Below are 25480 nucleotides of genomic sequence, written 5' to 3'. Positions count from 1 at the left end.
TAGGGAGATGGATAAAGAAAAAGCGATCGAAAAGAATAATCAAGGTGCAACCTGTTTTCTGAATAGCCAATACGATAAAGCACTGGCGTACTATCAGGAGGCAATCGATTTAGATCCTTCCAACCCTTCCATACTAAATAACCTTGGTCTTTATTTTCACCAGCAGCAGGAATACGCGATCGCAGTGGATTATTTTAAAAAAGCACATGCCTTGGTTCAAAAACCACACTTTTTGGTCAATCAGGGAAATGCGCTTGCGATGTTAGAGAAATTCCAGGAGGCGGATCGTTGCTACGAACAGGCCCTGGTGTTGGATCCTACCCACAAAGGCGCCCGGATAGGTCAGGCACAGCTCGCTATGCATGCGGGAGACTATCAGCGAGCGATTCGTTGCTGGAAAAAGCTGCAGCAAGAGGATGCCGAAAGTGGGTATGCCGTGGAATTGGCAAAAGTGTACATGAAGTTGGAAAGCTGGGAAAAGGCCTTGAACCAATTGCACGGCATACAAATCGAAGACGGGGATGCGCTGGCCTGGAGAATGATCGGACAGTGTGAATACCAGCTCAAAAACTTTGGTTTAGCTGTGAAGGCTTTTAAAATGGCACTGGCAGAAAATCCCGAACAGGTCGGTATTCGTCAACACTTGGCAGTCACTTATTTGGCCATGGGCAGAAGTGAAGAAGGGATTTATCAACTTGAAGTAATACTTCGGTTGGAACCAACAAATTATCAGATTATGACAGAGTTAGCGGTTGTTTTTTTAAGTAAAGGAGAGCGAGCGAAGGCAATCGCCTGGTTAGAGAAAGCACTTTCCATTCAGCCCGACTTTCTGAAAGCAATACGCTATAAAAAATTGGCAGAGACAGCTCAGCAATCGTAATAACGGAACGGATTGAAATTAAGCGCCGATAAATCAGGAGACATTCTTTATGAGGGAAATACTGGAGTTTTTACAAGCGGTAACTAAGAGCAGGCTGGACCACGAGTGCGGAAAAACGCAGACATTGGAAAAACCTCAGCTAGAGCTTTATTTTGATCCCGGATTGCATTTGGGGAAAGTTATTGAAGAACTTGGCATCAAAGACCAGGATTTGTTGCTACTGGCATTGGCCCTTGTTCCGTATATAGACCCCGGTTTTCTTAGCCGCACCATCCAATCCTATTTTCCAACCGGTACGGATTTTCCTGAATTTGGCGGGTACCGGGGCAAGTACCACCGGGGAATTTTGCCCACGGGGGAAACGTTATTATTCCTTTTGGCGGGAAGGGATCCGTCCACACGAAAGAAATACCTGAGTATCTTTGAGGATTCGCTGCTTTTTCGACGTAACTACCTTTTTTTGGGAGATTCAGGTACAGGCGAGCCTTTTTATGCGGGACCGCTTTTACTGGAATCAGAGTTTGCCGATCGGCTTTTGCTGGAGAAGGTGCGCGCACCTAAACCGAGTTCCGACTTTCCGGCGGAATTGATTCGAACCGAACTGGATTGGGAAGACCTGGTGCTATCGGAACGGACCCTGTTACAAATCAAAGGACTGGAGCACTGGTTGAGCTACAACGAGCAACTCATGGAACGGTGGAATTTAAAGAAAAAGGTGAAACCAGGCTATCGGGTCATGTTTTTTGGTCCTCCCGGCACGGGCAAGACCTTGACGGCCGGCTTGCTGGGAAAATATACCGAACGAGAGGTATACCGCATCGATCTCTCGCTGATGGTTTCCAAATACATCGGTGAAACCGAAAAAAATCTTTCCCGCCTGTTTGATAAAGCCGCAGGAAAGAAATGGATCTTGTTTTTTGACGAGGCCGACGCATTGTTCGGAAAACGAACCAACGTACGCGATGCCCACGATAAATATGCCAACCAGGAAGTTTCTTATTTATTGCAGCGAATCGAACAGCACCCGGGCATGGTGATCCTTGCTTCCAATTTCAAGAGCAATCTGGACAGTGCCTTTACCCGAAGGTTTCAATCCATCATCGATTTTGAGGCACCTGGTGCGAAAGAGCGGCTTCTGCTCTGGAAGAAAAACCTTCCCGAGTCCATGGAGTTGGAGAAGGGAATGCAAGTAGCGGATTTGGCAAAGAAATACCCGCTAACAGGTGCGAATATTGTAAACATTGTGCAGCAGGTAGGACTGAAAACCCTGGCCGCTGGATACTCCCAGATCAAGGAGGAAGTAATGATGCAATGCATACGGAATGAAATACAAAAAGAAGGCAAAATTTCTTAAAATTTATTGCGAAATAGGTTTATATTGCATTATACTAACTAGCTTATAGCATGAAAGAAAGAATCATTGTGGTTCAACGCCTTTTGGCAGAAAAAGGACTGTATAGGAGAGGTATTGATGGCATACTCGGAGAGAAAACCCTGGCCGCTTTGCATCAAATTGAGGGAATGGATCCCCGCATGCCGAATACCCGTAAAATTGCCGCGATGATTCAATTGGGGGCCAAGGAGAAGGGCATCGACGCCGGGCCGGTAGACGGTTTGTGGGGCACCCAAACCCAATTTGGTTTCGAAGAATTGGCCTTCTTGTTAGAGCATGGCCGAAGAAGGCCCACCTGGAGGCCGGAAGAGATCCTGCCTGCCAACCGGTGGCCCAAACAAAACACGCCCGAATTCCTGGAATTTTATGGCAACCGGGGTGAAAATCTGGTTACCATCCCGGCTCCATTTGTGCTGAAAATCGCCTGGGACCTTCGATTAAAGGCTACGAAAATTACCTGCCACCGAAAGGTTGCCGAAAGTCTTACCAAAGTACTGGAAGATGTACGGGATACCTACGGAGAAAATGATATCAACTCCCTGCGTTTGAATTACTTTGGGGGCTCGTTCAATAACCGGCCCATGCGTGGCGGAACGCTCTGGTCCACCCATGCCTGGGGAATTGCCCTGGACTTCGACCCGGATAGAAACGCCTTGAGGTGGGGTAGGGATCGGGCTGCTTTTGCGCATCCGGTATACGATGAATGGTGGCGTTGTCGGGAAGAGGAAGGATGGGTCAGCCTGGGCAGGCGTAGAAACTTTGACTGGATGCACGTTCAGGCAGCGGAGGTGTAAGGTATTTGGCTACGAGAGAGCATCGGGGATTGGATTTTTTTACGCGCGGCGATGCCGTTTTTTCAATCCTGCAGGAATAGTTGATTAGACGACTCATTACGATAGCGTTGGCAGTTAAACGTAAATCAACGCGTTTTTCTTGCCCTTGGTGACCGGGCCAGCCATTGAGTTTCTTCGGTTCCACGCCATGCAATAGGCAGCTGGGCAGTAGCAGGATCCCGGTACTTGGTAGGCTGGGCCTTCTTTTTACGGAACCATTGCACCGATGCAGACAGGGGATCGACCCGGAAAAACCACGAAACAATGGCACGATGCCGAGGAAAATAGGGCTTAAACTGTTTTTATCCGATCGCCCAGCTTCCTCGTTCCACCATCCCAATCCCATTCAATGGCTCATTTTCGATTTTTCCTTGCCAGGACCGATAGCTTACCATAGAATCTTTTATTTCTCCTTCTTTAGCAAAAGGCCAGGTATTTCTAATCAGCCGAAGCGTTACTGCTATTGAATGGCTTTGGTGTTGATTGATGAATCCTGCTAAGGAAATAGTAGATATCCTCGCCTCCATCGTATTGCGCGGTCAGGTATGAACGCGAACGAAATGAAAAGCAGGCCAGCATATGCTTGATTCTCCCGGATGGTTACAAGAGCTAGCGAACATCGTCTGCCGGGTACTGGTAGGCGTTTTCAATTATTGAATAACCCATGCCAGATTAAAACTGTAAATAAGCTTCCCGTCGGTCACGTGGATCATTCCGTCCGGTGTCTGCGTTGACGTTATGTAGCCACTTTCCTGTCCATCTTTACGTGAAAGGAGATTGTCTGCTTGCCAGGGAGCGATGGTCAGCATCGACGTACTATCTCCTGTAAGATTGCTTAGTACGCGGCGATGCATGACATCCCAGGATACTCCTTCATCAAAAGATATTGCTACAAATAATCCCGAGATTGATTCAATTTCACCCTCACCATTTCTAGCTTTAAAATCCCCCTGCGCAAAGCCGCTGAAAAGAATGGGAGAACCCTTGCTAAACTCAGGTGTATGCGTGGAGAACCGGAGGCGTAAGAGCGAAAACCTTTGTCCGCTGCTAATTGAAGGAAACACCGTAGGTGACCGCTCCCCGGTATGACCACCATCGAAAGAAATGCTCTGTGGGGCCTTTCCGTCAAAATACTGGCCATTGTCTCTCGCTATGGCCAGTAGGTCTGATTTTCCATCGCCGTCTCTATCCAAAATTTCGATTACGGCGGCGTGTAATCCCGCAATACGTTTTTGATCAGGCGTATTGGATGAGTGACCACGTCTTTCCCAGGTTTCACCGGCATCGTCACTAACGATGAGGCTTCCGGTATTGAATAACCCATCGCCGTCATCATCGGTAACAAATACCAATTCGTTGTTAGTTGTCTGAAACATATTTCCTTGCATTGAGGCGCCGTCATTCAATGCATGATCCACTTCTAAAACCATCTTTACGGGGGACCAATTCGCGCCATTATCTGTACTTTTTCTATAGCCGAGGCCCAGTTTGTCCCATCTTCCTGCCACACCTATACTGGCCATTTGATGAATCGTAAACGTACTATCTGTTCCATTTGCCAAGCGTAAGGAATTGTTCAATAAATTGGAACCGTGCATATTTCGGTCCGCGGCTTTTAGAAACTCTGCAGGTTCGGTCCAGGATAGAGATCCATCTCCATTTCTTTTCCCCCGGGACGCCAGCAGGGTTAGTTCGGGGCCTATTTCACTTTCACCTGAAAACCAGGAAACGAATAGGTCGCCATTTTCGCACCAGGTGATCGTTGGCGAATGATTGTGTGTGTAAAGGTGCCCCGAACTCAGGGGGCTTTGCTTTTTTGAATCAAAACCAAACTGCCGCATTTGTTGATCAGACCCATAATGGCTGCCGTTTTCTGCCTGTGATACCAGCTCATACAGGCTATGAATTGAAAAAAATGGTTCGTCGGTAGGGGCAGCCCATTGAAACCTGGCAGGGTTGACTTCCGTTGCCCAGGGTTTTTTATCAGGCATCAGTCGGGGTGTAGGTACCGGACTATCTTTCGCAATCCTCACGATTCGAAATCCGAGAAGGTAGTGTTTGTCATCCTTTGCTGAAGCCATGCGGTTGGCCGAACGCATATGCTGAATATGGTTGTTATGGCTCCCACCGCGAACCACCTTAAAATCACCTTTGATCGGGCCTGCGGGATCAATGGTTTCCGCTGGTTTATAGACGTCGTACCAGTCCATCACCCATTCCTCCACATTCCCCATCATATCATGCACTCCAAATCCATTGGGACGGTTCTGTCCTACCGTCAAGTCAGCACCCTTGATATCAAATTTACTCGGGTAGACATCCTCCACGCCAATACAGTTTTCGGGTTTCCAGGATACCCAGCTACGACAACCATTGCTAAACGTAAAAGGATACGGCCACTGGTAATTGTATGCAATCATCTGTTCCGGCTGCATTGGATTTAACGAATAAATGTCGCCGCTGATTCCGTCCATATATGGAGTACGCGTACCCGACCGAGCCACATATTCCCACTCTGCTTCTGTAGGCAGTCGATAGCTATAATGCGTGTCATTTTCAGACAACCAGGTAGTAAAAGCAACCGCCTCCTCCCAGCTTACATATACAACTGCTTCATCATCCTTGGTTGAAAGATCCATAAAGTTGCCACGCCACCTGCTATGTTCCGGGTCAAAGGCCTCGTATTGGGCGTTTGTAATTTCGAATTTGGAGATGGAAATGTCGTGGCTGATCGTGATATCCCGTACTGGGAATTCATCCTGAATGAAAATACTTCTCCACACTTCATTCGGGCCGGCTGCAATGTATTTTGGATGCAGGTCCGCCCCCATGGTAAACTGCCCGGCAGGAATGGTGACAAAGTCGATATCATTGATTGTATCCGTGGTTGATTTCTTCTGATTGCAACCGAAAAAGCCAATCAGCGAGATGGTAAGGAATGGGATTATCGTTCTTTTCATAGGTTTATAATGAATTTTAAGCGGTCAGATAGCTTGTCTCGATCATAGTTCTGGAAAATCTTCGCAGATGTAACTCCCATTTCACGGTAGGTCTACGGATGATTTTTTACCTGTTGATTTCATAATGGTAGCCTCCAGTTCATTCTTTTATTTTTTTATGTCAACGCGAACATCATCCAAAAAATAAACAGCTTCTTTACTCAATGGCAAATCTTTTTCCGGCTCCACCGGATTGATGGATATTCCCCGATGGTTGCCCGTCCTAAAGGTAATTCTGTCCAGTGTTTGTACCTTACGGCTGTTGAATACCAGGTCATCCATGGTAACGTTATTGGCAGTGACTGAAAACCTATTGCCAGCTATATCGATTTTCAGTTGGATTTCATTCCATATACCGTTTTGATAGTCAGCTATTACTGAGGTATACTTCCAGTGTTCTATCTCTATTTTGCCATTTGGTGTAAAGGAAATTCTAATCGGTGCGAGATGTTCCGTGTTACCCAGGTCGATTTCGAAGCGGCCATGATCATGCTGCTCCGCCAGCACACTTAGTTGGACAACAAGTTCGTCTTTGCTTTCCTTAAATACTCGGAAAGCTTTTGCATAATCAAATGGATCCCGGTCGGAGAATTTCATGCAGGTATTTTTTTCGGAAAGTCGCTGGGAAATGGTGACAGGTGCCCATGCAGGATGGAAAATATTCCATCTTTGCAATTCTAGTGTTGTTTCGGTACTTTCAAAATCCTGATTAATGTATCCCACAGCTTTTTCTTTCATTGGAACAGGGATTCGGCTGATCCAGATATCCTCTTTACTCATGGAATAGACCACCCAAACATCATCACCAGGAATATCTGCGCCGTTTTCATACAATCCCCGCTGGTAATTACAAGGACCGATGTTCTTTGATCCGCCTTCGTAGCGCATGGTTACCTCGCCATTTACATGCATTGCATGATCGAACGTGATGCCATCCTCGCTGGTCGCCCACAGCATGGGATACCTACCCCAACTCCCTTCGCCCAAGGGTTGCCAACTCGCGGCGTATCTTCCGTCATCTGTGCGCTGTGCCCAAACCTTGGCGTAGCCATCACTGAATGTTTTCAAATCAACCACCTTGCTCCATGTTTTACCCTGATCATGGGATATCGCAGACTTACTGTTTTTCCAAAATGCAATGATTGCGCCATCGGGTCGGCTGTAATAGCTGATTGCTTTTGCAAATTTTCTGTTGCCCTTAACGATTTGTTCGGTAAGTGATTTGGGGAAATTAAAATTTTCGGGGCGCAATTGCTCCCACCAATGCAATGTAACCAGGCGATCATTTCGGAAGGAATTGCAATCTGAGATAAAAACTGAATCCGATGACTGCGTGTAGTAAGGAAAAGGAAATTCATCGGCTTCATACAGACTACTATTCCTGGCGATAAAAAATATCTCTCCAAACCTCCCGTCCTGCTGAATCTCTCGAACCACTACCCCAAAATATTTTTTGGCCGTGTCCTCGCTTCCTTTCTGAGGAATCATTTCGGATTGCGGGAAATAGGCAGTTGTTGCCAGCAGTCTACCGGAGGGAGTAATGTAAAATCCCATCCGATGGTTGCTAAATGTGGGTTCACCTTTATAGACGACATGAGGGAAGATAATATCTGGTTTTGACCAGTTCATTCCATCTGTCGAGCGGGAAAGAAGTATCTCGGTTAAACCTCGTTCTTCATGCTCAGGACAGGCATTGTATAGCACATAGAAATTATCGTTCCAATAGGAAAGCATCGGATGGTGATGTAGCGTAAATCCAAGACCGTCACCGAGGCTGGTATCGCTTCTCACAGCGCGCAAGACCTGGTAGTTTTGCGCTCCTATGACCGGTGGTAGTTTTCCATCGGGCCTATCAAAAGCAACATCCAGGTTTCCAACAAACCGTGCGGGCTCCTCAGCACTACCTGGCTGCGCCATGACTTGTGTCAACGCAAAATTCATGATGATTGCCAGAAAACTTACTTTTAATCGCATATACCTATTTTTTTTAAAAACAGAGAGATCTACCGAATCGTTGTGGGGGAGTCGACATCCTTTTTAGCCAACCCGGATACCTTTCATACATTCAAAGTTATACCCTATCAACCAGTTGAAGTTTCATTAATATTCGCATATTCTGATGGTATTTTGCTCTTGCCGCGGTCGATTATTTCCAAAAAATGCCGAAGCCTGCATGGCTGAAAAGAATAAGTATAGCAGTTAATTTGTAATTAATTCGCTATATTATGATAGTATATTACCAATTGTCATCATTCGAATGTTTTCATGAAACACCGGAAAAAACTGATCATTGTCCCCGAAAGCACCTCATTTAACCTTAAAAGAGCCGTCATGACGCCCAGGACTTATCGGATACACTCGCACAAGAACTTTGAATTGAATTATATCGTGGATGGTTGGGGAAACCGAATCGTTGGAAACACTATGGAAAGCTTTTCCCGTGGCGACCTGGTACTTATGGGACCTGACCTTCCTCATTGCTGGGAGGTGACGGGTGTATCAAATGGTTTTTCACCGGAATGTATCACCATTCATTTTCATGAAGACTTTTTCGGACAGAAAATCAAGCGATTACCTGAGTTAAGCCCTATTTTGGATCTTTTCAAGTTAGCGAAGCGCGGGGTTCAGTTTTATGGCAGAGAAATAGAAGAAATCCGATGTATACTGCAGAAAATTCCGGAAGTAAATAACTTTAGAAAATTGATTTACCTGTTAGAGATTTTTGATTTGCTGATTCGCACAGATAACCGAAGACTACTTGTAAATGAAGGGTTTATCGAGGATGCTGATGATACAAACAACCTAAAATTGAAGCGCGTATACGAGTATATTTTGGTGAACTTTTCCAAAAAAATAAGGCTCGAGGATGTAGCAGAACACTGTCACCTCTCGGTAAGTGCGTTTTGCAGGTTTTTTGAATCAAATACCGGAAAGTCTTTGTTTAATTACCTCAAAGAGGTTCGGATTGGCTATGCAAGCAAGCTGCTATTGGACTCAGATTTATTGATTTCCGATATCTGCTACCAATCCGGCTATACCAATCTTTCACATTTTAACAACCAGTTTAAGCAGATCAGCGGCGTCACACCCAGCCAATACCGCAAAACCTTTAAACAACTGAGCTAGGCAGATACCATTCACCGGGAAGCATGCCAATTCGGTTACTTCCGGCCTTGCGTTGTTGACCAGCTGGGATTATTCCGAAAAACCATTTTAGTATCCAAGGAACGAAGTACGCGTAACGAATGGTATTTGACACGACATCGGTGAGACATCCGGTAAGCTAGCAGCCCTCTCTACCGCATTTCCCCTCCCATTAAAACTCGTTGGTTTGAAATACCGGAAATGAGCATTCAATGCCTGGCGTGCAAAACCGGTTTTTGGCTTCCCTGCCCAAGTAGAGCTACGGTACGACCCTTGTTACGGCGATTACGTAAAATAAATACAGTAATACCTGGGTAAATTTTTGTATTACCATTTGGAAGTCCTAATTTTAATGAATAAAGAAATTTATGCAATCAATTTTTATGGATGAAGCTTTTCTTTATGCAATGGCAATTTTTTATATAACCGCCGGTTTCATGCATTTTGTGAAAGCGAGGTTGTATATCCGTATCATCCCACCCTATATTCCTGCACCAAGACTGGTTAATCGGATCGTAGGAATGGTGGAAATGGTATTGGGATTGGGGTTGGTTTTTCAGCCTACCCGAAGCCTGGCTGCCTATGGAATCATCCTGTTATTGATCGCAGTATTTCCAGCCAATTTGTACATGTACCAGAAGGAGAACGTTGGACTTCCCCAGTGGTTGTTATTACTTCGACTTCCCCTACAACTTGTATTGATTGGTTGGGCTTATGTGTATACTTAAAAACGAGAAAATTTGACCTTTAGTGAATTTAAATTTGTTCCCGAGCTCCAGGAAGGTCTGGACGCCATGGGATTTGAAAAACCCACCCCGATACAGGAACAGGCTATTCCGTTAATTTTGGATGGAAAAGACCTGATTGCTACTGCGCAAACGGGAACCGGGAAAACAGCTGCTTTTATTTTGCCAGTATTGAATCAAATCAGTCAGAGTCAAACCAAGGGCGTAAAAGTCCTCATCATCGCCCCAACCAGGGAACTGGCCATTCAGATTGATCAGCAAATACAGGGACTGGCTTATTTTCTGGGAATCAGTTCCATTCCCATCTATGGCGGAGGTGATGGAAATACCTGGGAACAACAACGCAAGGCCTTGGAGCTGGGTGCCGAAATCGTCGTGGCCACACCGGGTAGATTGATCGCCCTTTTGGCCGGAGGCAAAGTAAAGTTTGATGCGCTTCAGCATTTGATCCTGGACGAAGCGGACCGCATGCTGGACATGGGTTTTTCCGAAGATATCCTTACGATCCTTCAGCATTTACCCCAGAAACGGCAAACGCTACTTTTTTCTGCAACCATGCCGCCCAAGATCCGCAAATTTTCGCAGCAAATACTCCACGAGCCAGAGCAGATTTCGATTGCATTGGGCAAAACTGCCAAAGGCGTGAGTCAATACGTCTACCACGTGTATGACAGTCAAAAAGAAGCCCTGGTTCAACAAATCCTCAAATCCCAGGACTTTCAGGCGGTTATTGTTTTTTGTTCCACCAAGGATAAGGTGAAATCCTTGTTTAAAACCCTTCGTAAGCATTTTCAAGTGGAAGCGTTTCACGCAGATCTTGATCAGTCAGAACGGGAGCAAATCATGTCTTCGTTTAAGAACAAATCGTTGAAGATTCTGGTAGCCACAGATATTCTGTCTCGGGGGATCGATGTCGAGGACATCGAAATGGTCATTAATTTTGATACACCCAATGATCCGGAAGACTACGTTCACCGTGTGGGACGTACCGCCCGCGCCGAGAAAAAAGGAAAGGCAGTAACTTTTGTCAACGAAAAGGATCGCTACAAATACCGAAACATCGAAAACCTGATTGGACTGGAAATTGAAGTGGTACCGAACCCCGAAGATATTGGTCCGGGACCGGACTTAAAAAACGTGGGTCCAAGAAAACAACGATCCGGGGAGAAACACCATGGCTCGGGCAAACCGAAAAACAAACGAAACAAACCTAAAAGAAAAGCCCATGGGGCATCCAACCCGGAACAAAAGGCTACTGCATCCGGTAATGATCCACAAGCAGCGAACCATTCGTCCGAAAAAGGTAAGTTTCGAAAGCGTCGAAACATTCGGGAAGAATAGGTTCGTCGGCCTGCACATTAAACCCTAGAATTCATGAACGAAAAAAGCATCTACATCATAGGCGCTGGCATTTCCGGTTTGGTGGCGGCGATCGAGCTTGAAAAAGCCGGATATTACCCCGTAATCCTGGAAGCACAGGGAGAGGCTGGTGGTAGGGTTCAGACTCTGGAAGTAGAAGGATATCTCTTGGACAAGGGCTTTCAGGTACTACTGACTGCCTACCCGGAAATCCGTCGATACCTGGATCTGGAAGCGTTGGAATTAAAAAAATTTAAATCCGGTGCGATAATATTTCGCCCGGGGTCAACCTTCGCCATACACGATCCCATGCGGGACCCAATCAAGGGAGTTGCCATGGCCTTTTCCCAGGTCGGGACTTTGTTGGACAAACTGCGGCTGTACCGGCTGACGAAAAAGCTGAAAGCAAAAAGTACCGATCTCATTTTCTCCTCGGCGGAGAGCAGTACGCTCGATTATTTGAAGAATGCGGGCTTTTCCAAGCGCATCATCGAAAACTTTTTCGCGCCGTTTTTTACCGGTATTTTCCTGGAAACTGAGCTATCAACCTCCTCTAGAATGTTTGAGTTTGTGTTTAAAATGTTTGCAGAAGGTTTTGCCAGCGTTCCAGCTAAAGGGATGGGACAGATCACAGCACAGCTGCTGGCCCAATTGAACCATACTCAGATTCGTTACCATACCCCGGTTTCCGGAGTAAAAAAGAACCAAATCTTGTTAGCTGACGGAAACACCATCACTGCCGATGAAATCATCATCGCCACAGCGCATGGAACACTGACGGGGCATCCTGAAGAGACGTTTCATCAAGTTACCAATCTGTATTTTACGCTGCAGCAATCCTTTATAGGAAAGCCAATGATAGGCCTGGTTACCGACGACAAATTCCTGATCAACAACCTGGCGTTTATGACGGATGTGAGTCCCGACTATGCGGCTGACGGCAGGGCCTTATTGTCGGTATCTGTAGTAAAAAACGTCACGGGCATAGAAAACCTGGAGGAGCTAATCGCCTTGGAATTAGAGGTGCTTTCTGGAATCAGTGCCAGCTATTTTCAGCACGTAAAAACCATTTCCATTCCCCGTGCTCTGCCCTGTATCGAAGACCTGAAGAATTGGATACCTCCACAACATGTTAAACTGTACGATCACGTGTACCTGGCCGGAGACCATATGTTGAATGGTTCCATCAATGCCGCGATGACTTCGGGGCGGCTGGCGGCCGAGGCATTGATCGCCGGAGAATGAGGACAGAATGGCTATCTATCGTTCATTCGCATGGGTTTTCCAAGGTAGCCTAGTCCCGGATAGAAGGTCTCGTTTTCGGGACTTATATTCTTGCCTGAAAGGTATACAAATCGTAATACCTCCCTTTTTGGTGTATCAATTCCTCGTGGCGTCCACTCTCCACAATTTTGCCTCCTTCGATCACCAGAATTTGGTCCGCCTGACGAATGGTACTCAATCGGTGGGCAATCACAAAGGTGGTTCTTCCCTGCATCAATCGTTTAAGGCTGGATTGAATGTAGTTTTCGCTTTCGGCATCCAGGTTGCTGGTGGCCTCGTCCAGGATTAGAATTCTCGGGTCCGCCAGTATCGCCCGGGCAATGGCCAAACGCTGCCGTTGTCCTCCAGATAGTTTCACCCCCCGTTCCCCAATAACGGTATCCAGCCCTTTTTCAAAATGATCCGTAAACTGATTTACATAGGCGGATCGAACCGCCTCCTGAAAAGAAGCTTCGCTTGCCTGGGGCCTGGGAAATCGAATGTTTTCCCGAATGGTACCCTCAAAGAGAAAATCATCCTGCAAAACTACACCCAGCTGGCTTCGAAAGGAATTCAGATCAACTTTGCTTAGGTCTTCCCCGTCGATGCTTACCAGTCCCTGAGTAGGCACCAGAAAGGAAGCCAGCAAGCCCGAAATGGTAGTTTTTCCGGATCCGGAACTACCTACCAATGCGGTGACCGACCCAGGTGCAGCTTCAAAACTGATCCCTTTGATAACCGGGTTTTCCGGTTCGTAGCCGAAATGAACGTCCCGAAAAACCACGTGCCCTCGGATTTTTGGTAGCTGTACACTTCGATCAGTCGCGTCTGCTTCCAGGGGAAGGTTCATCAATTCTTCGGTTCGGTCCAGGCCCGCAAATGCCTCGGTCAACTGACTTCCAATATTGCTCATTTGTAAGATAGGAGCAATCATAAACCCCAAAAGTAAGGTAAAGGCCAGGAAATCACCGAAGGTAAGCTGCTCTTCCATGATCAGGTACCCTCCGATGCCCATGATACCTGCCGAGGCCAGGCCGAGTAGAAACGTGGCCGAACTGGTCACGATACTGGTGGCGGTAAGACTACTTTTTACATTGAGAAAGAGGCGGTTGACTCCTGCTGCGAATACCTCGGTTTCCTGTTTTTCTGCATTGAATCCTTTGATTACCCGAATACCCCCGAGAGTCTCGGTCAGTCTTCCGGTTACCTCTGCATTCAACTTGCCCCTTTCCCGGAAAATTGGTCGAATCTTCCCGAAGGCCTTCATGGAGATCAATCCAAAAATTGCTACAGGAACCAATACGTAGAGGGTCATTTTCGGGCTAATGTAAATGAGTAGAACCAGGCTAATCAAGGAGGTGAGTATACCGCCGACCATTTGGGCCAGGCCGGTACCCACCAGGTTCCGGACACCTTCCACATCTGTCATGACGCGGGACACCAGCTCACCCGTTTTGGCATTGTCGAAAAACCGAATAGGTAAACGGATGATGTGCGCCTGCACTTCTGTCCGCAGCTTAGCAATCAGGTTTTGTGCTTCCACACTCAGTATTTGCGTCAGGCCATAGGAGGTCACTGCTTGCAAGGTGACGGCGATGGTTACGGCCAAAATCAACCATTTCAGCAGATCAAAATTATTGGAAGGAATCACCTCATCCACCAGGTATTTACTTGCGTACGGGAGGACGAGGCCGGACAGGCGACTGATCAAAATCAATCCCAATCCTATAAAAACAAACTTCCTGCGGGGCCAGATGATCGTTTTGAAAACGTTTTTCAAACTGACATTACCAGACTTTTTCTTCATTACACATGATAAAATTCAAATGGAAAGGTAACAAATAATTTAGCAAAATGGCTCTTTTCGGGAAATCGTGGGGCCGAGATTGATGCGGAAAGGAAGCCTGCAACATCTACCGCCTGCAAGCACACGACCACGAAATGCCTTTGAAGATCTACCTTTAAATCAGCCCGAGCAGAATGGTTTTTCAGCTCCTGCGATCCGGTTGGCTATCTTTCAGCCAGCCCTTGGTAGTCCAAAGAAAGCGACGGAAAAAAGGCCCTGTAGGCCAAGGAACAGGCCACTAAAGGACTTGTACAAGAGGTGTTTTTAAAGTAAAAAAATGATTGAAGGGAGGCACACCGTTCCTTCGGGTCGGTATTGCCAGAACTGAAAGGTATAGCCATCTATTGGCGCGAGGACCGCGCTTTGGCCAAACCATAGCAGGCATGAAGTGGGATTCATGGAAGCAAAAACGGAATCTCCTGACGGATCCATGCATCGCTGGGATGCATCCATCCGTCAGGCAAATTCCGCGACGGGATCAGTAACCCGAGGCCGCATCCATTCCTCGGGGATCTGCGGCTCCTTCGAGCAGCCCGTCTTCGCGCACCAGTATCGCGTCGACCCGGCCGATGCCGCCTCTTTCCACCAGTTCGTGGCCTTTTGCCCGTAACCGTTCGAGAATTTCGGTGTTGCTGTATTCCCTTTCATAAGCGATCACATCCGGTTTCCATTGGCTATGAAATCGTTTTTCATTGACCGCCTGCTGCATGCTCATGCCAAAGTCCATCACGTTCACAATCGCCTGAAAAACCGAGGTGGGGATGGTGGAGCCGCCTGGCGTTCCGACGACCATATACAATTCACCGTTTTTTTCCAATAGGGTAGGAGTCATGGAGCTAAGCATCCGTTTTCCGGGCTCGATTTTGTTGGCTTCGCCTCCCAGCACACCAAACATGTTCGGAAACCCTGGTTTGATTGAAAAGTCGTCCATTTCGTTATTCAAAATAAAACCTGCGCCGTCTACCAGTACTTTGGACCCCATGCCGCCATTCAACGTGGTGGTACAGGATACCGCATTTCCCTGTGAATCAACGATCGAAAAATGTGTAGTTTCTTCACTCAGGGAAAGAATGGTGCCTTCTCTGATGAGATCCGACGGAGTGGCCGATTCGGGATCAAAATCTTCAAAGCGTTGGGAGAGATAAGCTTTGTCCAGCAATCCGGAAACGGGCACGGGGAAGAAATCGGCATCTCCCATGTAAGCAGCCCTGTCTGCAAAAATCCTTCGCTCCATCTCTGTTTTCAAATGCAGGTAATCCGCGTAGGCTTCGTTTTCGTTTGTGACCACGTAGTCCTCCAAAATTCCTAACATCTGCAAAAGGATCAAGCCCCCACTGCTCGGCGGCCCCATGGTGATAATTTTGGCGTCTTTGTATCCTCCTACCAATGGGGTGCGCCAGGCACTTTCGTACGATGATAGGTCCTCATGACTAATAATGCCCCCGCCTCGCTCCATCTCAGCGACAATAAAATCAGCGACCACTCCTTCATAAAATCCTGCTCGCCCAAGATCCCGAATTAGGGTCAGGGTATTTGCTAATTGAGGTTGAACGATTACATCACCTTCTTTCCATACCTTGCCTGTGAAATGTACCGGATCAACCGTAGAGTATTTTTTAAGATTCTCGGAAGCCCGGGTGTAGTAGGATGCCTCGCTTTCGGTTAGCTCGAAACCGTCAGCAGCCAGTTTGATTGCCGGGTCGATTAAACGAGCCCACTCCATGGAGCCCAACTTCTCATGGGCCTTTGCCATGCCGTCCACCGATCCCGGAACGCCGGAGGCCAGGTGTCCATTCTGACTCTTTTCTGGCAGGGCATCTCCATTTTCGTCCAGGTACATGTCTCTTCCAGCTGCCATGGGAGCCTTTTCCCGATAATCCAGGGAATGATAGCTTCCATCTGCTTCACGCACGACCATAAATCCTCCTCCGCCGATGTTTCCTGCTTGCGGGTATACAACGGCCAATGCCATGTGCACGGCAACCGCTGCATCTACGGCATTACCTCCTTGCTTGAGGATTTCGTTTCCTACTTCAGAGGCCAGGGGGTGTGCGGATACCACCATCGCATTTGGCGCTAGTAATCCGGTGGTTGTTTCTTTCGGTTGACAGGAAAAGACAAGGACGAGGATACTGATCATGAACCCGGATGCCCCTGCGGTAAGGTGGTTTTTCATAGGGATGTGTTAGTGGTTAGAAATTGTTAACGGCAAAAGAGATGGTTATCGGTTGATTGGTTTATCTGCAGTGAAAACTACCTGGGTCAATTTGGAGGGCAAAATATTAAAAACATCTCAATAAATGGATGCACTGCATAAAAAATTAGCTTAAATCTTTTCGATCAACGGTTTTTTTTAAAAAGGCCTGCAGGTCTTTTTCCAGTTCGTCCAATAACACCAGCAGCTCCTTGTGATAAATCGGGAAACGATTTTGTATATCTTCTTCGATGGTTTCAATGTGCTGATTGACTCCCGATGCACCCAAAAAGCCAAAAACTGGTTTTGATTTGTGGAATTTTTGCTTTATCGCTGCCACTTCACCCAGTTCGTACAGTGGCATTAGGTTTTTTAGATCCTGAATATTCAGATCCACGACCAATTCAAGAATTTCATTGATCAGGTCTATGTCCTGATCAAAATAATGAAAGATCATGTCCGGCTTGATCTGTTTGTACATAATAAAATACGAAGGGTAAAATTTGGCGGGGGATCGGTTGGTTTCACCGATACCCAATGTTTTATAACGCAATATTACAGCAGAAAAGATGTAACATAAGAATAAAAGATACATAATTTTATTTACAATCATAGGAAAATCTTCATTTTAGTGACAGATCAGCGTGTAAAACCAGGTTTTTTTGAAAGAAATAAACTAGCGTGGTTTGGGAACTATTTTCTACTGTGCCAGTTTTTACACATGAATCAACGGACATCCCATGAATCGAAACAAATGGATATTTTTAATTTTTGGGCTACTATTTCTGATCGCTATGTTCCTTATTGGTTGGGATATGTCATCAAAAACTACCTTTCCGGGTTCCAAAGGGAACCTAAAAGAACGAATCGAAAAAAATCAGCCTTGAATTGTCTACCTTTGTTTTTTTAACCTAACAGCATGCACCAGCTCCTCGTTTCCCGCATTTTACAGGCATTGGATGCTTGTGATCTACCCTACGAAGCAAATGTAACATTGGATGTACACTTCTCCCGCTTACGAGGAAAGGGCGAAGAATTGCTTTCCTCCGCATACGATGAGTTGGGGGGAAAAGCAGATTTCCCGCTGCTTCGTCAATTGAGGCTTCCCGTAAAGATGGGAAAACATCTGTTGGTGTACGATGACGGAAATCATTTCAACCGATACAGGCTGCTCACGTTGAAATCGGAGGTATACCAAGTATTCAATTTTTCCTGGCATGCGGCGTACCTGCGCTTGTGCCGTTCACATGAGCGGGAATGCTTGCTTTCGGGATTGCAGGAGCGTGTTTGGGCGGGGCCCCCAATTGCGCGATCGTGTTTTGGTTCTGCTGAGTCACCCGGAGACCTGAGTGGTTCCGGTGCACCCGGGTGGAAACTAAATGCGTACAACGACTTGCAATACGATCTTATCTCCCGGTTGGAGGGGTATCGCTTGCATCGAATTCCAGCCTACGAAAACCTGATGATGGGGGGAAGACTTCAGCGAATCGATAAACTCTTGCTACGACCGGATGATGCAGTACTTCGGGCCATCGGTACCTGGTTGCTCCGAAAGATGAACTAGTCATCGGAAGAGTCCGAATAATTCGCGATCAATGAGGCTGACAATTTCAGAAAAATCCTGGCGATTTTCTACAAAGTTCATGGCATTGGCGTCGATGACCAGAAGTTTGCCCTGCTTGTACGAACCGATCCAGTTTTCGTAATGCTCATTTAGGCTTTTTAAGTAGGATATTTGAATGGTTTTTTCGTAATCTCTCCCTCTTTTTTCGATCTGTCCCACCAATTTTGGGATGTCTGCCTTTAGATAAATCAAGAGGTCCGGAGGGCTGATGTAGTTCTCCATGGAATGGTATAACTCCAGGTAATTTCGGTAGTCCCGGTTGGAAATCAGCTCCGAAGCGTGCAAGTTAGCGGCAAAAATATGGGCATCTTCGTAAATCGTGCGATCCTGTATGGTCGATACCCTGCTTTGCTGGATGCGCCGTACTTGATTGAACCGGCTGTGCAAAAAATGGACTTGCAAGTGGAACGCCCATTTTCGCATATTTTCATAAAAATCTTCCAAATAGGGGTTTTCTTCCACCGATTCAAATTCGGCAGACCAGCCGTAATGACCAGCCAGTTTTTCCGCAAGAGTGGTTTTTCCACTTCCTATGTTTCCTGAAACGGCTATATGCATGCTGCGTAGGTTGTTTCGTGTTGGTTGGTCAATTTTTGCCGGTTCGTTTTGTCGGGTATCCAAAGAGGCGAGCCCCTCCGCGGACAGAGGCGCCGACCGATTGCTACATAAAGGCAGCTTTTGCCAAAATGGTTCCGCCTTTTTTTCAAATTTACCACCCAACTCAGACCGACCGCTGCGCCCGTTTTTTCCCTGCTGCTCCTATTGGAAAAAATACCCGGGATGTATGCGTCTCGGCCGAAAATTACTTTTTTTTGGCTCAGGGCATGGCTTTATGCACAGGGCGATTTTTAGACTAGGTTCAATATGTTTTAAAAAAGGTGCGGGTATATCTTTTATTCCAAATTAATTTTTAATTTTATTGCTGCCTTTTTATAAAATTTTATTTACATGTTCCCGTCTGACGTCACCGAATAGTTAATGGTAATTTACGATGGTATGTTTATCCGTTAATCTAGTTTAATACCTATGAATCAATCAACCACTGACAACGAAAATCAACTTAAAAAGACATTGGGCCCCTTCATGCTTTGGGGCCTGGGGGTAGGGTATGTAATTTCCGGTAATTATTTTGGTTGGAACCTTGGATTGGCCGAAGGGGGAACCTGGGGTGCCGCCATCGCGGTATTTTTCGTCATTCTTATGTACGTTACATTTACCTTCAGTTATACCGAAATGGCCTGTGCGATCCCCCGGGCTGGGGGGGCATTTTCCTATGCGGAAAGGGGCCTGGGAAAGCATCTTGGCTTTTTGGCAGGAATGTCACAGAACATCGAGTTTATCTTTGCTCCTCCAGCCATAGCCTCGGCGATCGGTGCCTATTTTGGGATATTTTTTCCGGAATGGGACGTGATCTGGATTGGGATCGGGGCCTATTTGATATTCACCTTGCTGAATGTTGTCGGGCTTCAAATCGCTGCTACCTTCGAATTGTTTATCACAATTGTTGCGGTCTTGGGTCTGCTTTTTTTCGCGGGTGTGACACTTCCGGCCTTCGATGCTTCCAACCTCTCGATAAAGGGTTTTCACCAGGGATACATGGGCATTGTCGCTGCAATTCCCTTTGCAATTTGGTTTTTTCTGGCGATTGAGGGAGTCGCCAATGTGGCCGAAGAGACGATCAATCCCCAGAAAAATATTCTCCGTGGCTTCGGTTCCGCCCTGTTGACGCTGGTCATTCTTTGCCTATTGACCTTCGTTTCGGCAGTGGGAGTGGGTGGTTGGGAGGCCATTGTGTATCCGGACAATTCCGGTACAGCCTCTGACTCTCCACTCCCGTTGGCCATGGAAATGGTGGTGGGACAAGGGCACCCGTATTATCAGGCATTGACCTTCATTGCTTTGTTTGGATTGGTGGCTTCGTTTAACGGTATCATTCTGGCGGCCGGCAGGACGACGTTCGAATTCGGTAGAGTAGGCTATGCTCCCAAAGCGATTGGAAAGGTAAATAAACGATTTAAAACTCCGGGAAATGCCCTGCTGTTCAATATGATTGTTGGGATCATTGCCTTGTTAACCGGTAAGACAGGAGAAATCATCACCATTGCGGTGTTCGGAGCGCTGGGATTATATATTCTTTCTATGATCGCGTTCTTTTACTTGCGAAAAAATGAACCGAATCTGGAAAGACCCTTCCGGGTGCCCATGTATCCGCTCTTTCCGCTGGTGGCCTTGATTATTGCCAGTATCTCTCTGATCGCCATGACTCTTTATAATCCGATGCTGGCTCTCTTGTTTTTTGCGATGCTCATCGGTTCTTACCTGTTTTTCAGAATTTTCATCTACAAACCCTGACCTGACATGCAACTGACCAATGAAGAAATAATTCGTTCCCTAAAGGAACGTTCCTGCGAAAAGGTTAAACTAGCCATCGTGGATATCGATGGTGTGTTGAGGGGTAAAGTAGTCTCCCTGGAGAAATTTTCTTCCCTATTGGAAGGAGGGATGGGCTTTTGTGCGGTCGTCTTCGGCTGGGACATGGAGGACAAATCCTACGATAACGTGTCCGTAACCGGCTGGCATACCGGCTACCCGGATTTTAAAGCCCGCATCGATCTATCCACTCAGCGAAACATTCCCTGGGAGAACGATCTGCCATTCTTTTTGGCTGATTTTTACCAGGATACCGAAGGAGGTGCCCTCGTGTGCCCGCGAAGTCTCCTCCGAACGGTCCGCCAAAAATCCCTGGAAATGGGATTCAGTCCACTTTTCTCTCAAGAATTCGAATGGTTTAATTTTGAAGTGACGCCCGATGGGTTTACTGGAAATCCGCCTGCGGGCACGAAACCCATGACGCCTGGCATGTTCGGGTATTCCCACCTCAGGGCCTCATTGAAAAGTGCATTTTTCAACGATCTTTTTGATTTATGTCATCGCTTTGGGATTCCCCTGGAAGGCCTGCATACCGAAACGGGTCCTGGGGTATACGAGGCAGCGATTCGCTACAGCGAACTGCTTTCCGCTGCTGATCGAGCGGTTCTGTTCAAAACCAGCGTGAAAGAAATTGCCTACAAGCACGGATTGATGGCTACGTTTATGGCCAAATGGACGGAAGACTTACCGGGAAATGGGGGACACGTTCACCAAAGTTTGTGGGACTCCGACACGGAAAAAAATCTTTTTTATGATTCTACCGACCCTTGGAGCATGAGTCCTTTGATGCGGCAATACATAGCTGGCCAATTGCATTGCCTGCCCCATATGCTGCCCATGTTTGCACCGACAATCAATAGTTACAAACGATTGGTAGAAGGTGCCTGGGCACCTACCACGCTCACCTGGGCCAGGGACAACCGGACGACAGCACTGCGTGTATTGGCGGGCGGAAAATCCTCCACGCGACTGGAAACGCGTGTAATCGGATCGGATGTAAACCCTTACCTGGCCATGGCTGCCTGTTTGGCAGCTGGACTTTACGGTATTGAGCATCAATTGGAGCTCAAGCAGCCGGCTACGGTTGGGAACGGCTACGAGGATTTTGCGAATGGAACCCTCCCCACTTCGCTTATCGAAGCCACCGCGGCCATGAAAAATTCAGAAGTAGCGGCTGAACTTTTTGGGTCGGATTTTGTGCAGCATTTCTGCAAGACCAGAGAATGGGAATGCCGTGAATTTGCCTCCAAGGTGACCGATTGGGAACGAAGAAGGTATTTTGAAATCATCTAATCAGTACTAAAACCATACAAAAAGATTTGTAACTTGCCGCATGACTACCCAACAAAAATACAGCTTTAGTTTTCCCACCGCCATTCGTTTTGGTGCGGGTGTAATCGCCGAATTGGGAGATTATTTAAAGAGCAATGGCCTCAGTAGGCCCCTTTTGGTCACTGACCCCTTGGTTCGGGAATTGGATTTTTTCAAGAAAATCACTGCCCAGTTACAGGAGGCTGGGATCTCCGTAGCCGTTTTTTCTGACGTACACAAAAATCCCGTGAAGTCCGATGTATTGAAAGGTAAAGAAGCCTATCTCTCTACTGAACGGGACGGGATTGTAGGCATAGGGGGAGGGGTAGGTTTGGACGTCGCCCGGGCGATCGCATTGAGTATCCATCATCCCCGGGATTTGTTTGATTACGACGACTTGATTGGAGGGGATAAATACGTAACCGAACCCATTCCGCATTTTGTGACGATTCCTACGACGGCAGGTACCGGGAGTGAGGTGGGGCGAAGCGCGATCATTTCTGAGGATGAAAGCAAGAAAAAGAGAATCCTTTTCGCCCCATCACTGTTGGCAAAGATGGTTTTTGCCGATCCGGAATTGACCATGGATCTACCCGCATTTGTGACGGCTGCAACAGGAATGGATGCGCTTACACACAATATTGAGGCGTATTTATCGAAAAACTGGCATCCCATGTGCAGCGGCATCGCCCTGGAGGGAATCCAACTGATTGGAAAATCGCTGGAAAGGGCTACCCGTAACCCGGACCTGGAATCTCGTAGCAACATGCTTATGGCTTCGATGATGGGGGCGGTAGCCTTTCAAAAGGGACTGGGAGTCGTGCACAGTCTTGCCCATCCGCTTTCCAGCCTCCTGGATACGCACCATGGCCTGGCAAATGCGGTCAATTTGCCGCAAGGGTTGGCCTTTAATTATCCGGGCTGCGAGGAAAAATTTGATCAGATGGCAATGATGCTCGGATTCGCGAAAGGCGAGGGGGCTTTGCTGCCAACGTATATCAACGAATTAAATACCAAATTGGGCCTTCCTACCCGTCTGTCGGAGATCGGGGTTCAGAAATCACATATTTCCACCCTGGCATCTCTTGCAGTCGCGGATTTTTGCCATCCCAACAATCCCAAACCGGTCACCGAGAAAGATTTTGAAACCATGTATCTAAACGCGTTGTAAGGGATGCTTAAAATTGGTATCAGTGCCTGTTTTATGTATGCCGATCCTTCCCGTCTGGTTTTTGGTCCAAAAAACCTGGCATACGTAGAGTGCGACATGTTTTCCTACCTTTCGCAAGCCGGTATTCTCCCGGTTTTAATTCCCAATTTGCCTATGGAGCGATTGGAACCCTTACTGGCTGAATTGAATGGATTTGTTTTTCAGGGCGGAACGGACCTGGCCCCTCAAAGTTACGGTGAAACGCCATTGATTGCAGGAAAGTGGCTGGGCGATCCGTACCGGGATGCGTACGAATTGCGCCTATTGGATTACGCCATTCGGCATCAAAAACCTGTATTGGGAATATGCCGGGGTTTGCAATTGATCAACGTGTTTTTTGGAGGGACCCTCTACCAGGACATCACCTACCAATTGGCGGACGCCATCCTACACCGGGATGCCGAACGCTATGATGGGTTGACGCACCAAATTGATCTGGTACCTGGAAAGACATTGGAACAGATCTATCCGGAAAAGCAACGAGATACCGTTAATTCGGTGCATCACCAGGGAATAAAGGACCTGGGCAAGGGTTTGGAGGTCCTGGCGCGATGCAGGGAAGATGGCATGATCGAGGCCATTCAATCCTGCGACCCAAAACTGCCTCCGGTGATTGCGGTGCAATGGCATCCTGAATTCTCGGTGGGCAAAGAAGCACCTTTTCTTGACCCGCTTCGCCTTTATCACCATTTTATCGACACCACCAAATCAATAACTGCTAAAAAAAACTAAACAAATGGATATTCTAAACCCAGCAAACGAAACGCTCCTGCAATCCCTACCCGCTGATGATCGAAGTCAGGTCCTGGCTAAGATTGAAAGTCTTAAAAAGGCGCAGCCGGATTGGGCACTTCGTTCCGTAGACGAACGCTTGAACATCCTTGTCCGATTTGGTAGTTTGGTAAAAGAGAATTTGGAAAACCTGGCGCTGGTGCTCACCTCTGAAACTGGAAAACCTCTGGCACAGGCACGGAACGAAATTCGCGGGGCACATAACCGCATTGAACACCTGCAGGCAAACGCAGCCACCTGGCTGGCTCGGGAAAAGGTAGTAACGGAGGGTGCGGTACGAGAGGAAATTGTTCACGAGCCATTGGGTGTAATTGCCAACATATCTGCCTGGAATTTTCCTTATAACGTAGGCTACAATGTTTTTTTGTATGCCCTGCTTGCTGGGAATGCTGTCGCATACAAGCCGTCTGAATATGCCAGTCTCACAGGTCTTAAATTCGGCGAGTTGTTGGCCAAAGCGGGCGTACCGTCCGGTGTATTCGAATGCTTTATCGGCGGCGCTGCCGTGGGTGAAATGCTATTGGAAGCCGATTTAGATGGATATTTTTTTACCGGATCCTATAAGACCGGAAAATACATTACACAGAAGGTAGCTACCAAAATGGTTCCCGTCCAGCTGGAACTTGGAGGCAAAGATGCCCTCTACGTGATGGACGACGTGCAGGATATCAAACAGGCTGCAATCAATGCGGCGGAAGGGGCCTTTTATAACAATGGCCAAAGCTGTTGTGCGGTGGAGCGCATCTATGTACACGAAAACGTGTACGAGGCATTTGTCAAGGCCTTTGAAGAAGAAGTGGAAGGGTACCTGATTGGCGATCCACTAGCAGAAGGGACCTTTATCGGGCCGGTCACCCGGAGGGAACAGTTGGACGTTTTGCAGGACCAGGTTCAGGATGCGTTGGATAAGGGAGCTGTACTGCATACCGGAGGCAAGCGAAGGGCAGGGGCAGGGTATTATTGGGAGCCAACTGTACTAACCGGGGTTTCACACGAAATGAAGGTCATGATGGAAGAGTCCTTTGGCCCGATTATCGGGATACAATCGGTTCGGAACGACGAAGAAGCAGTCGCCCTGATGAAGGATACTACCTATGGATTGACGGCGGCTGTTTTTTCGGATAACGAAGCCCGCGCAGTTCAGGTCCTGGAGAAATTACCAACCGGTACTGCCTACTGGAATTGCTGCGACCGGGTCAGTCCGAATTTGCCATGGACCGGTCGAAAAAACTCAGGGCTGGGGGTAACACTGTCGTACCTTGGTATCCGTGCATTTACGCAGCCGAAGGCCTATCATCTCAAGGGATCATCCTGAACACACAGCTCTACGCAATACCCTCGATTAAATAATTGTTACTTTTTTTTGATTTGTTGACAAATTCTTAAACGGCATTGGTGCCGGTAAAATAAATTCTTTAGGAAATTTGCGTTCAGACGCGTTTAACCTATGAAAATT

20 protein-coding genes are annotated in these 25480 nt (G+C 47.2%); 13 read left to right on the top strand and 7 right to left on the bottom strand.

All coding sequences use genetic code 11. The annotated features are described in order from the left end of the window. Nucleotides 1-7 precede the first annotated feature (7 nt). The 3 genes from ABWH99_RS13960 to ABWH99_RS13950 are packed head-to-tail and all read left to right on the top strand — an operon-like array spanning nt 8 to nt 3067. The gene (locus tag ABWH99_RS13960) at nt 8-880 is read left to right on the top strand and encodes a tetratricopeptide repeat protein (protein WP_375582462.1); all 873 of its coding nucleotides are present in this window, start codon (nt 8-10) and stop codon (nt 878-880) included. A 49-nt stretch (nt 881-929) separates the two neighbouring features. Continuing rightward, on the top strand, nt 930-2234 hold the full coding sequence (locus ABWH99_RS13955) for an ATP-binding protein (protein ID WP_375582461.1): 1305 nt from the start codon (nt 930-932) through the stop codon (nt 2232-2234). A gap of 50 nt (nt 2235-2284) precedes the next feature. Then, nucleotides 2285-3067, top strand: coding sequence for a M15 family metallopeptidase (locus tag ABWH99_RS13950; protein WP_375582460.1), 783 nt, complete (start codon nt 2285-2287; stop codon nt 3065-3067). 341 nt (nt 3068-3408) lie between these two features. On the opposite strand, the gene ABWH99_RS13945 is transcribed toward ABWH99_RS13950, so the two are convergent. From ABWH99_RS13945 to ABWH99_RS13935, 3 genes are all read right to left on the bottom strand, one after another. Continuing rightward, entirely contained in the window at nt 3409-3633 is a 225-nt protein-coding gene (locus ABWH99_RS13945; protein WP_375582459.1) for a hypothetical protein, read from the bottom strand. A gap of 123 nt (nt 3634-3756) precedes the next feature. Next, nucleotides 3757-6066, bottom strand: coding sequence for an SUMF1/EgtB/PvdO family nonheme iron enzyme (locus ABWH99_RS13940; protein ID WP_375582458.1), 2310 nt, complete (start codon nt 6064-6066; stop codon nt 3757-3759). A gap of 147 nt (nt 6067-6213) precedes the next feature. Next, nucleotides 6214-8079: a hypothetical protein gene (locus ABWH99_RS13935; RefSeq protein WP_375582457.1), complete on the bottom strand. Its 1866-nt coding sequence runs from the start codon at nt 8077-8079 to the stop codon at nt 6214-6216. Between the two features lie 291 nt (nt 8080-8370). Between ABWH99_RS13935 and ABWH99_RS13930 the strand changes: the two genes are divergently transcribed. From ABWH99_RS13930 to ABWH99_RS13915, 4 genes are all read left to right on the top strand, one after another. Next, complete coding sequence (locus ABWH99_RS13930) at nt 8371-9231, top strand: AraC family transcriptional regulator (RefSeq protein ID WP_375582456.1); 861 nt, start codon at nt 8371-8373, stop codon at nt 9229-9231. A 455-nt stretch (nt 9232-9686) separates the two neighbouring features. Beyond that, entirely contained in the window at nt 9687-9977 is a 291-nt protein-coding gene (locus ABWH99_RS13925) for a DoxX family protein (protein ID WP_375582455.1), read from the top strand. Between the two features lie 12 nt (nt 9978-9989). After that, nucleotides 9990-11336, top strand: a complete 1347-nt coding sequence (locus ABWH99_RS13920; protein WP_375582454.1) for a DEAD/DEAH box helicase — start codon at nt 9990-9992, stop codon at nt 11334-11336. A gap of 33 nt (nt 11337-11369) precedes the next feature. Continuing rightward, nucleotides 11370-12599, top strand: a complete 1230-nt coding sequence (locus ABWH99_RS13915) for an NAD(P)/FAD-dependent oxidoreductase (RefSeq protein WP_375582453.1) — start codon at nt 11370-11372, stop codon at nt 12597-12599. An 82-nt stretch (nt 12600-12681) separates the two neighbouring features. Here the strand turns inward: ABWH99_RS13915 and ABWH99_RS13910 are convergent, their stop codons facing one another. The 3 genes from ABWH99_RS13910 to ABWH99_RS13900 form a co-directional block, all read right to left on the bottom strand. Then, nucleotides 12682-14424, bottom strand: a complete 1743-nt coding sequence (locus tag ABWH99_RS13910; RefSeq protein WP_375582452.1) for an ABC transporter ATP-binding protein — start codon at nt 14422-14424, stop codon at nt 12682-12684. 517 nt (nt 14425-14941) lie between these two features. Further along, nucleotides 14942-16639: a gamma-glutamyltransferase gene (gene ggt / locus ABWH99_RS13905; protein ID WP_375582451.1), complete on the bottom strand. Its 1698-nt coding sequence runs from the start codon at nt 16637-16639 to the stop codon at nt 14942-14944. Between the two features lie 145 nt (nt 16640-16784). Continuing rightward, on the bottom strand, nt 16785-17138 hold the full coding sequence (locus ABWH99_RS13900; RefSeq protein ID WP_375582450.1) for a hypothetical protein: 354 nt from the start codon (nt 17136-17138) through the stop codon (nt 16785-16787). A gap of 438 nt (nt 17139-17576) precedes the next feature. Between ABWH99_RS13900 and ABWH99_RS13895 the strand changes: the two genes are divergently transcribed. Continuing rightward, the gene (locus ABWH99_RS13895; protein ID WP_375582449.1) at nt 17577-18221 is read left to right on the top strand and encodes a hypothetical protein; all 645 of its coding nucleotides are present in this window, start codon (nt 17577-17579) and stop codon (nt 18219-18221) included. Here ABWH99_RS13895 and ABWH99_RS13890 read toward each other — a convergent pair whose 3' ends face one another. Then, nucleotides 18222-18839, bottom strand: a complete 618-nt coding sequence (locus ABWH99_RS13890; RefSeq protein WP_375582448.1) for a deoxynucleoside kinase — start codon at nt 18837-18839, stop codon at nt 18222-18224. It lies immediately after the preceding gene. A 468-nt stretch (nt 18840-19307) separates the two neighbouring features. Between ABWH99_RS13890 and eat the strand changes: the two genes are divergently transcribed. The 5 genes from eat to ABWH99_RS13865 are packed head-to-tail and all read left to right on the top strand — an operon-like array spanning nt 19308 to nt 25339. Beyond that, nucleotides 19308-20633: an ethanolamine permease gene (gene eat, locus ABWH99_RS13885; protein WP_375582447.1), complete on the top strand. Its 1326-nt coding sequence runs from the start codon at nt 19308-19310 to the stop codon at nt 20631-20633. Between the two features lie 12 nt (nt 20634-20645). Beyond that, a complete protein-coding gene (locus ABWH99_RS13880) occupies nt 20646-22004 on the top strand; it encodes a glutamine synthetase family protein (RefSeq protein WP_375586580.1) in 1359 nt (452 codons plus the stop codon). 40 nt (nt 22005-22044) lie between these two features. Beyond that, entirely contained in the window at nt 22045-23193 is a 1149-nt protein-coding gene (locus ABWH99_RS13875; RefSeq protein ID WP_375582446.1) for an iron-containing alcohol dehydrogenase, read from the top strand. A 3-nt stretch (nt 23194-23196) separates the two neighbouring features. Further along, on the top strand, nt 23197-23964 hold the full coding sequence (locus tag ABWH99_RS13870; protein WP_375582445.1) for a gamma-glutamyl-gamma-aminobutyrate hydrolase family protein: 768 nt from the start codon (nt 23197-23199) through the stop codon (nt 23962-23964). A 4-nt stretch (nt 23965-23968) separates the two neighbouring features. After that, entirely contained in the window at nt 23969-25339 is a 1371-nt protein-coding gene (locus ABWH99_RS13865) for an aldehyde dehydrogenase family protein (protein ID WP_375582444.1), read from the top strand. Nucleotides 25340-25480: the final 141 nt, after the last annotated feature.

Origin of the sequence: Cyclobacterium xiamenense, from assembly GCF_042140265.1 — a bacterium.
GTDB classification, from domain to species: Bacteria; Bacteroidota; Bacteroidia; order Cytophagales; family Cyclobacteriaceae; genus Cyclobacterium; species Cyclobacterium xiamenense_A.
Note: the sequence above shows the minus strand (reverse complement) of the source record. Positions and strands in the feature narration are given on the sequence as shown.

What these genes read in the sequence shown, in the direction of transcription:
- ABWH99_RS13955 (WP_375582461.1), top strand. Translation starts at nt 930, where the DNA reads ATGAGGGAAATACTGGAGTTTTTACAAGCGGTAACTAAGAGCAGGCTG.
- ABWH99_RS13950 (WP_375582460.1), top strand. Translation starts at nt 2,285, where the DNA reads ATGAAAGAAAGAATCATTGTGGTTCAACGCCTTTTGGCAGAAAAAGGA.
- ABWH99_RS13940 (WP_375582458.1), bottom strand. Translation starts at nt 6,066, where the DNA reads ATGAAAAGAACGATAATCCCATTCCTTACCATCTCGCTGATTGGCTTT.
- ABWH99_RS13895 (WP_375582449.1), top strand. Translation starts at nt 17,577, where the DNA reads ATGCACCAGCTCCTCGTTTCCCGCATTTTACAGGCATTGGATGCTTGT.
- ABWH99_RS13900 (WP_375582450.1), bottom strand. Translation starts at nt 17,138, where the DNA reads ATGTACAAACAGATCAAGCCGGACATGATCTTTCATTATTTTGATCAG.
- eat (WP_375582447.1), top strand. Translation starts at nt 19,308, where the DNA reads ATGAATCAATCAACCACTGACAACGAAAATCAACTTAAAAAGACATTG.
- ABWH99_RS13910 (WP_375582452.1), bottom strand. Translation starts at nt 14,424, where the DNA reads ATGAAGAAAAAGTCTGGTAATGTCAGTTTGAAAAACGTTTTCAAAACG.
- ABWH99_RS13890 (WP_375582448.1), bottom strand. Translation starts at nt 18,839, where the DNA reads ATGCATATAGCCGTTTCAGGAAACATAGGAAGTGGAAAAACCACTCTT.
- ABWH99_RS13960 (WP_375582462.1), top strand. Translation starts at nt 8, where the DNA reads ATGGATAAAGAAAAAGCGATCGAAAAGAATAATCAAGGTGCAACCTGT.
- ABWH99_RS13935 (WP_375582457.1), bottom strand. Translation starts at nt 8,079, where the DNA reads ATGCGATTAAAAGTAAGTTTTCTGGCAATCATCATGAATTTTGCGTTG.
- ABWH99_RS13915 (WP_375582453.1), top strand. Translation starts at nt 11,370, where the DNA reads ATGAACGAAAAAAGCATCTACATCATAGGCGCTGGCATTTCCGGTTTG.
- ABWH99_RS13930 (WP_375582456.1), top strand. Translation starts at nt 8,371, where the DNA reads ATGAAACACCGGAAAAAACTGATCATTGTCCCCGAAAGCACCTCATTT.
- ABWH99_RS13865 (WP_375582444.1), top strand. Translation starts at nt 23,969, where the DNA reads ATGGATATTCTAAACCCAGCAAACGAAACGCTCCTGCAATCCCTACCC.
- ABWH99_RS13875 (WP_375582446.1), top strand. Translation starts at nt 22,045, where the DNA reads ATGACTACCCAACAAAAATACAGCTTTAGTTTTCCCACCGCCATTCGT.
- ABWH99_RS13870 (WP_375582445.1), top strand. Translation starts at nt 23,197, where the DNA reads ATGCTTAAAATTGGTATCAGTGCCTGTTTTATGTATGCCGATCCTTCC.
- ggt (WP_375582451.1), bottom strand. Translation starts at nt 16,639, where the DNA reads ATGAAAAACCACCTTACCGCAGGGGCATCCGGGTTCATGATCAGTATC.
- ABWH99_RS13945 (WP_375582459.1), bottom strand. Translation starts at nt 3,633, where the DNA reads ATGGAGGCGAGGATATCTACTATTTCCTTAGCAGGATTCATCAATCAA.
- ABWH99_RS13925 (WP_375582455.1), top strand. Translation starts at nt 9,687, where the DNA reads ATGCATTTTGTGAAAGCGAGGTTGTATATCCGTATCATCCCACCCTAT.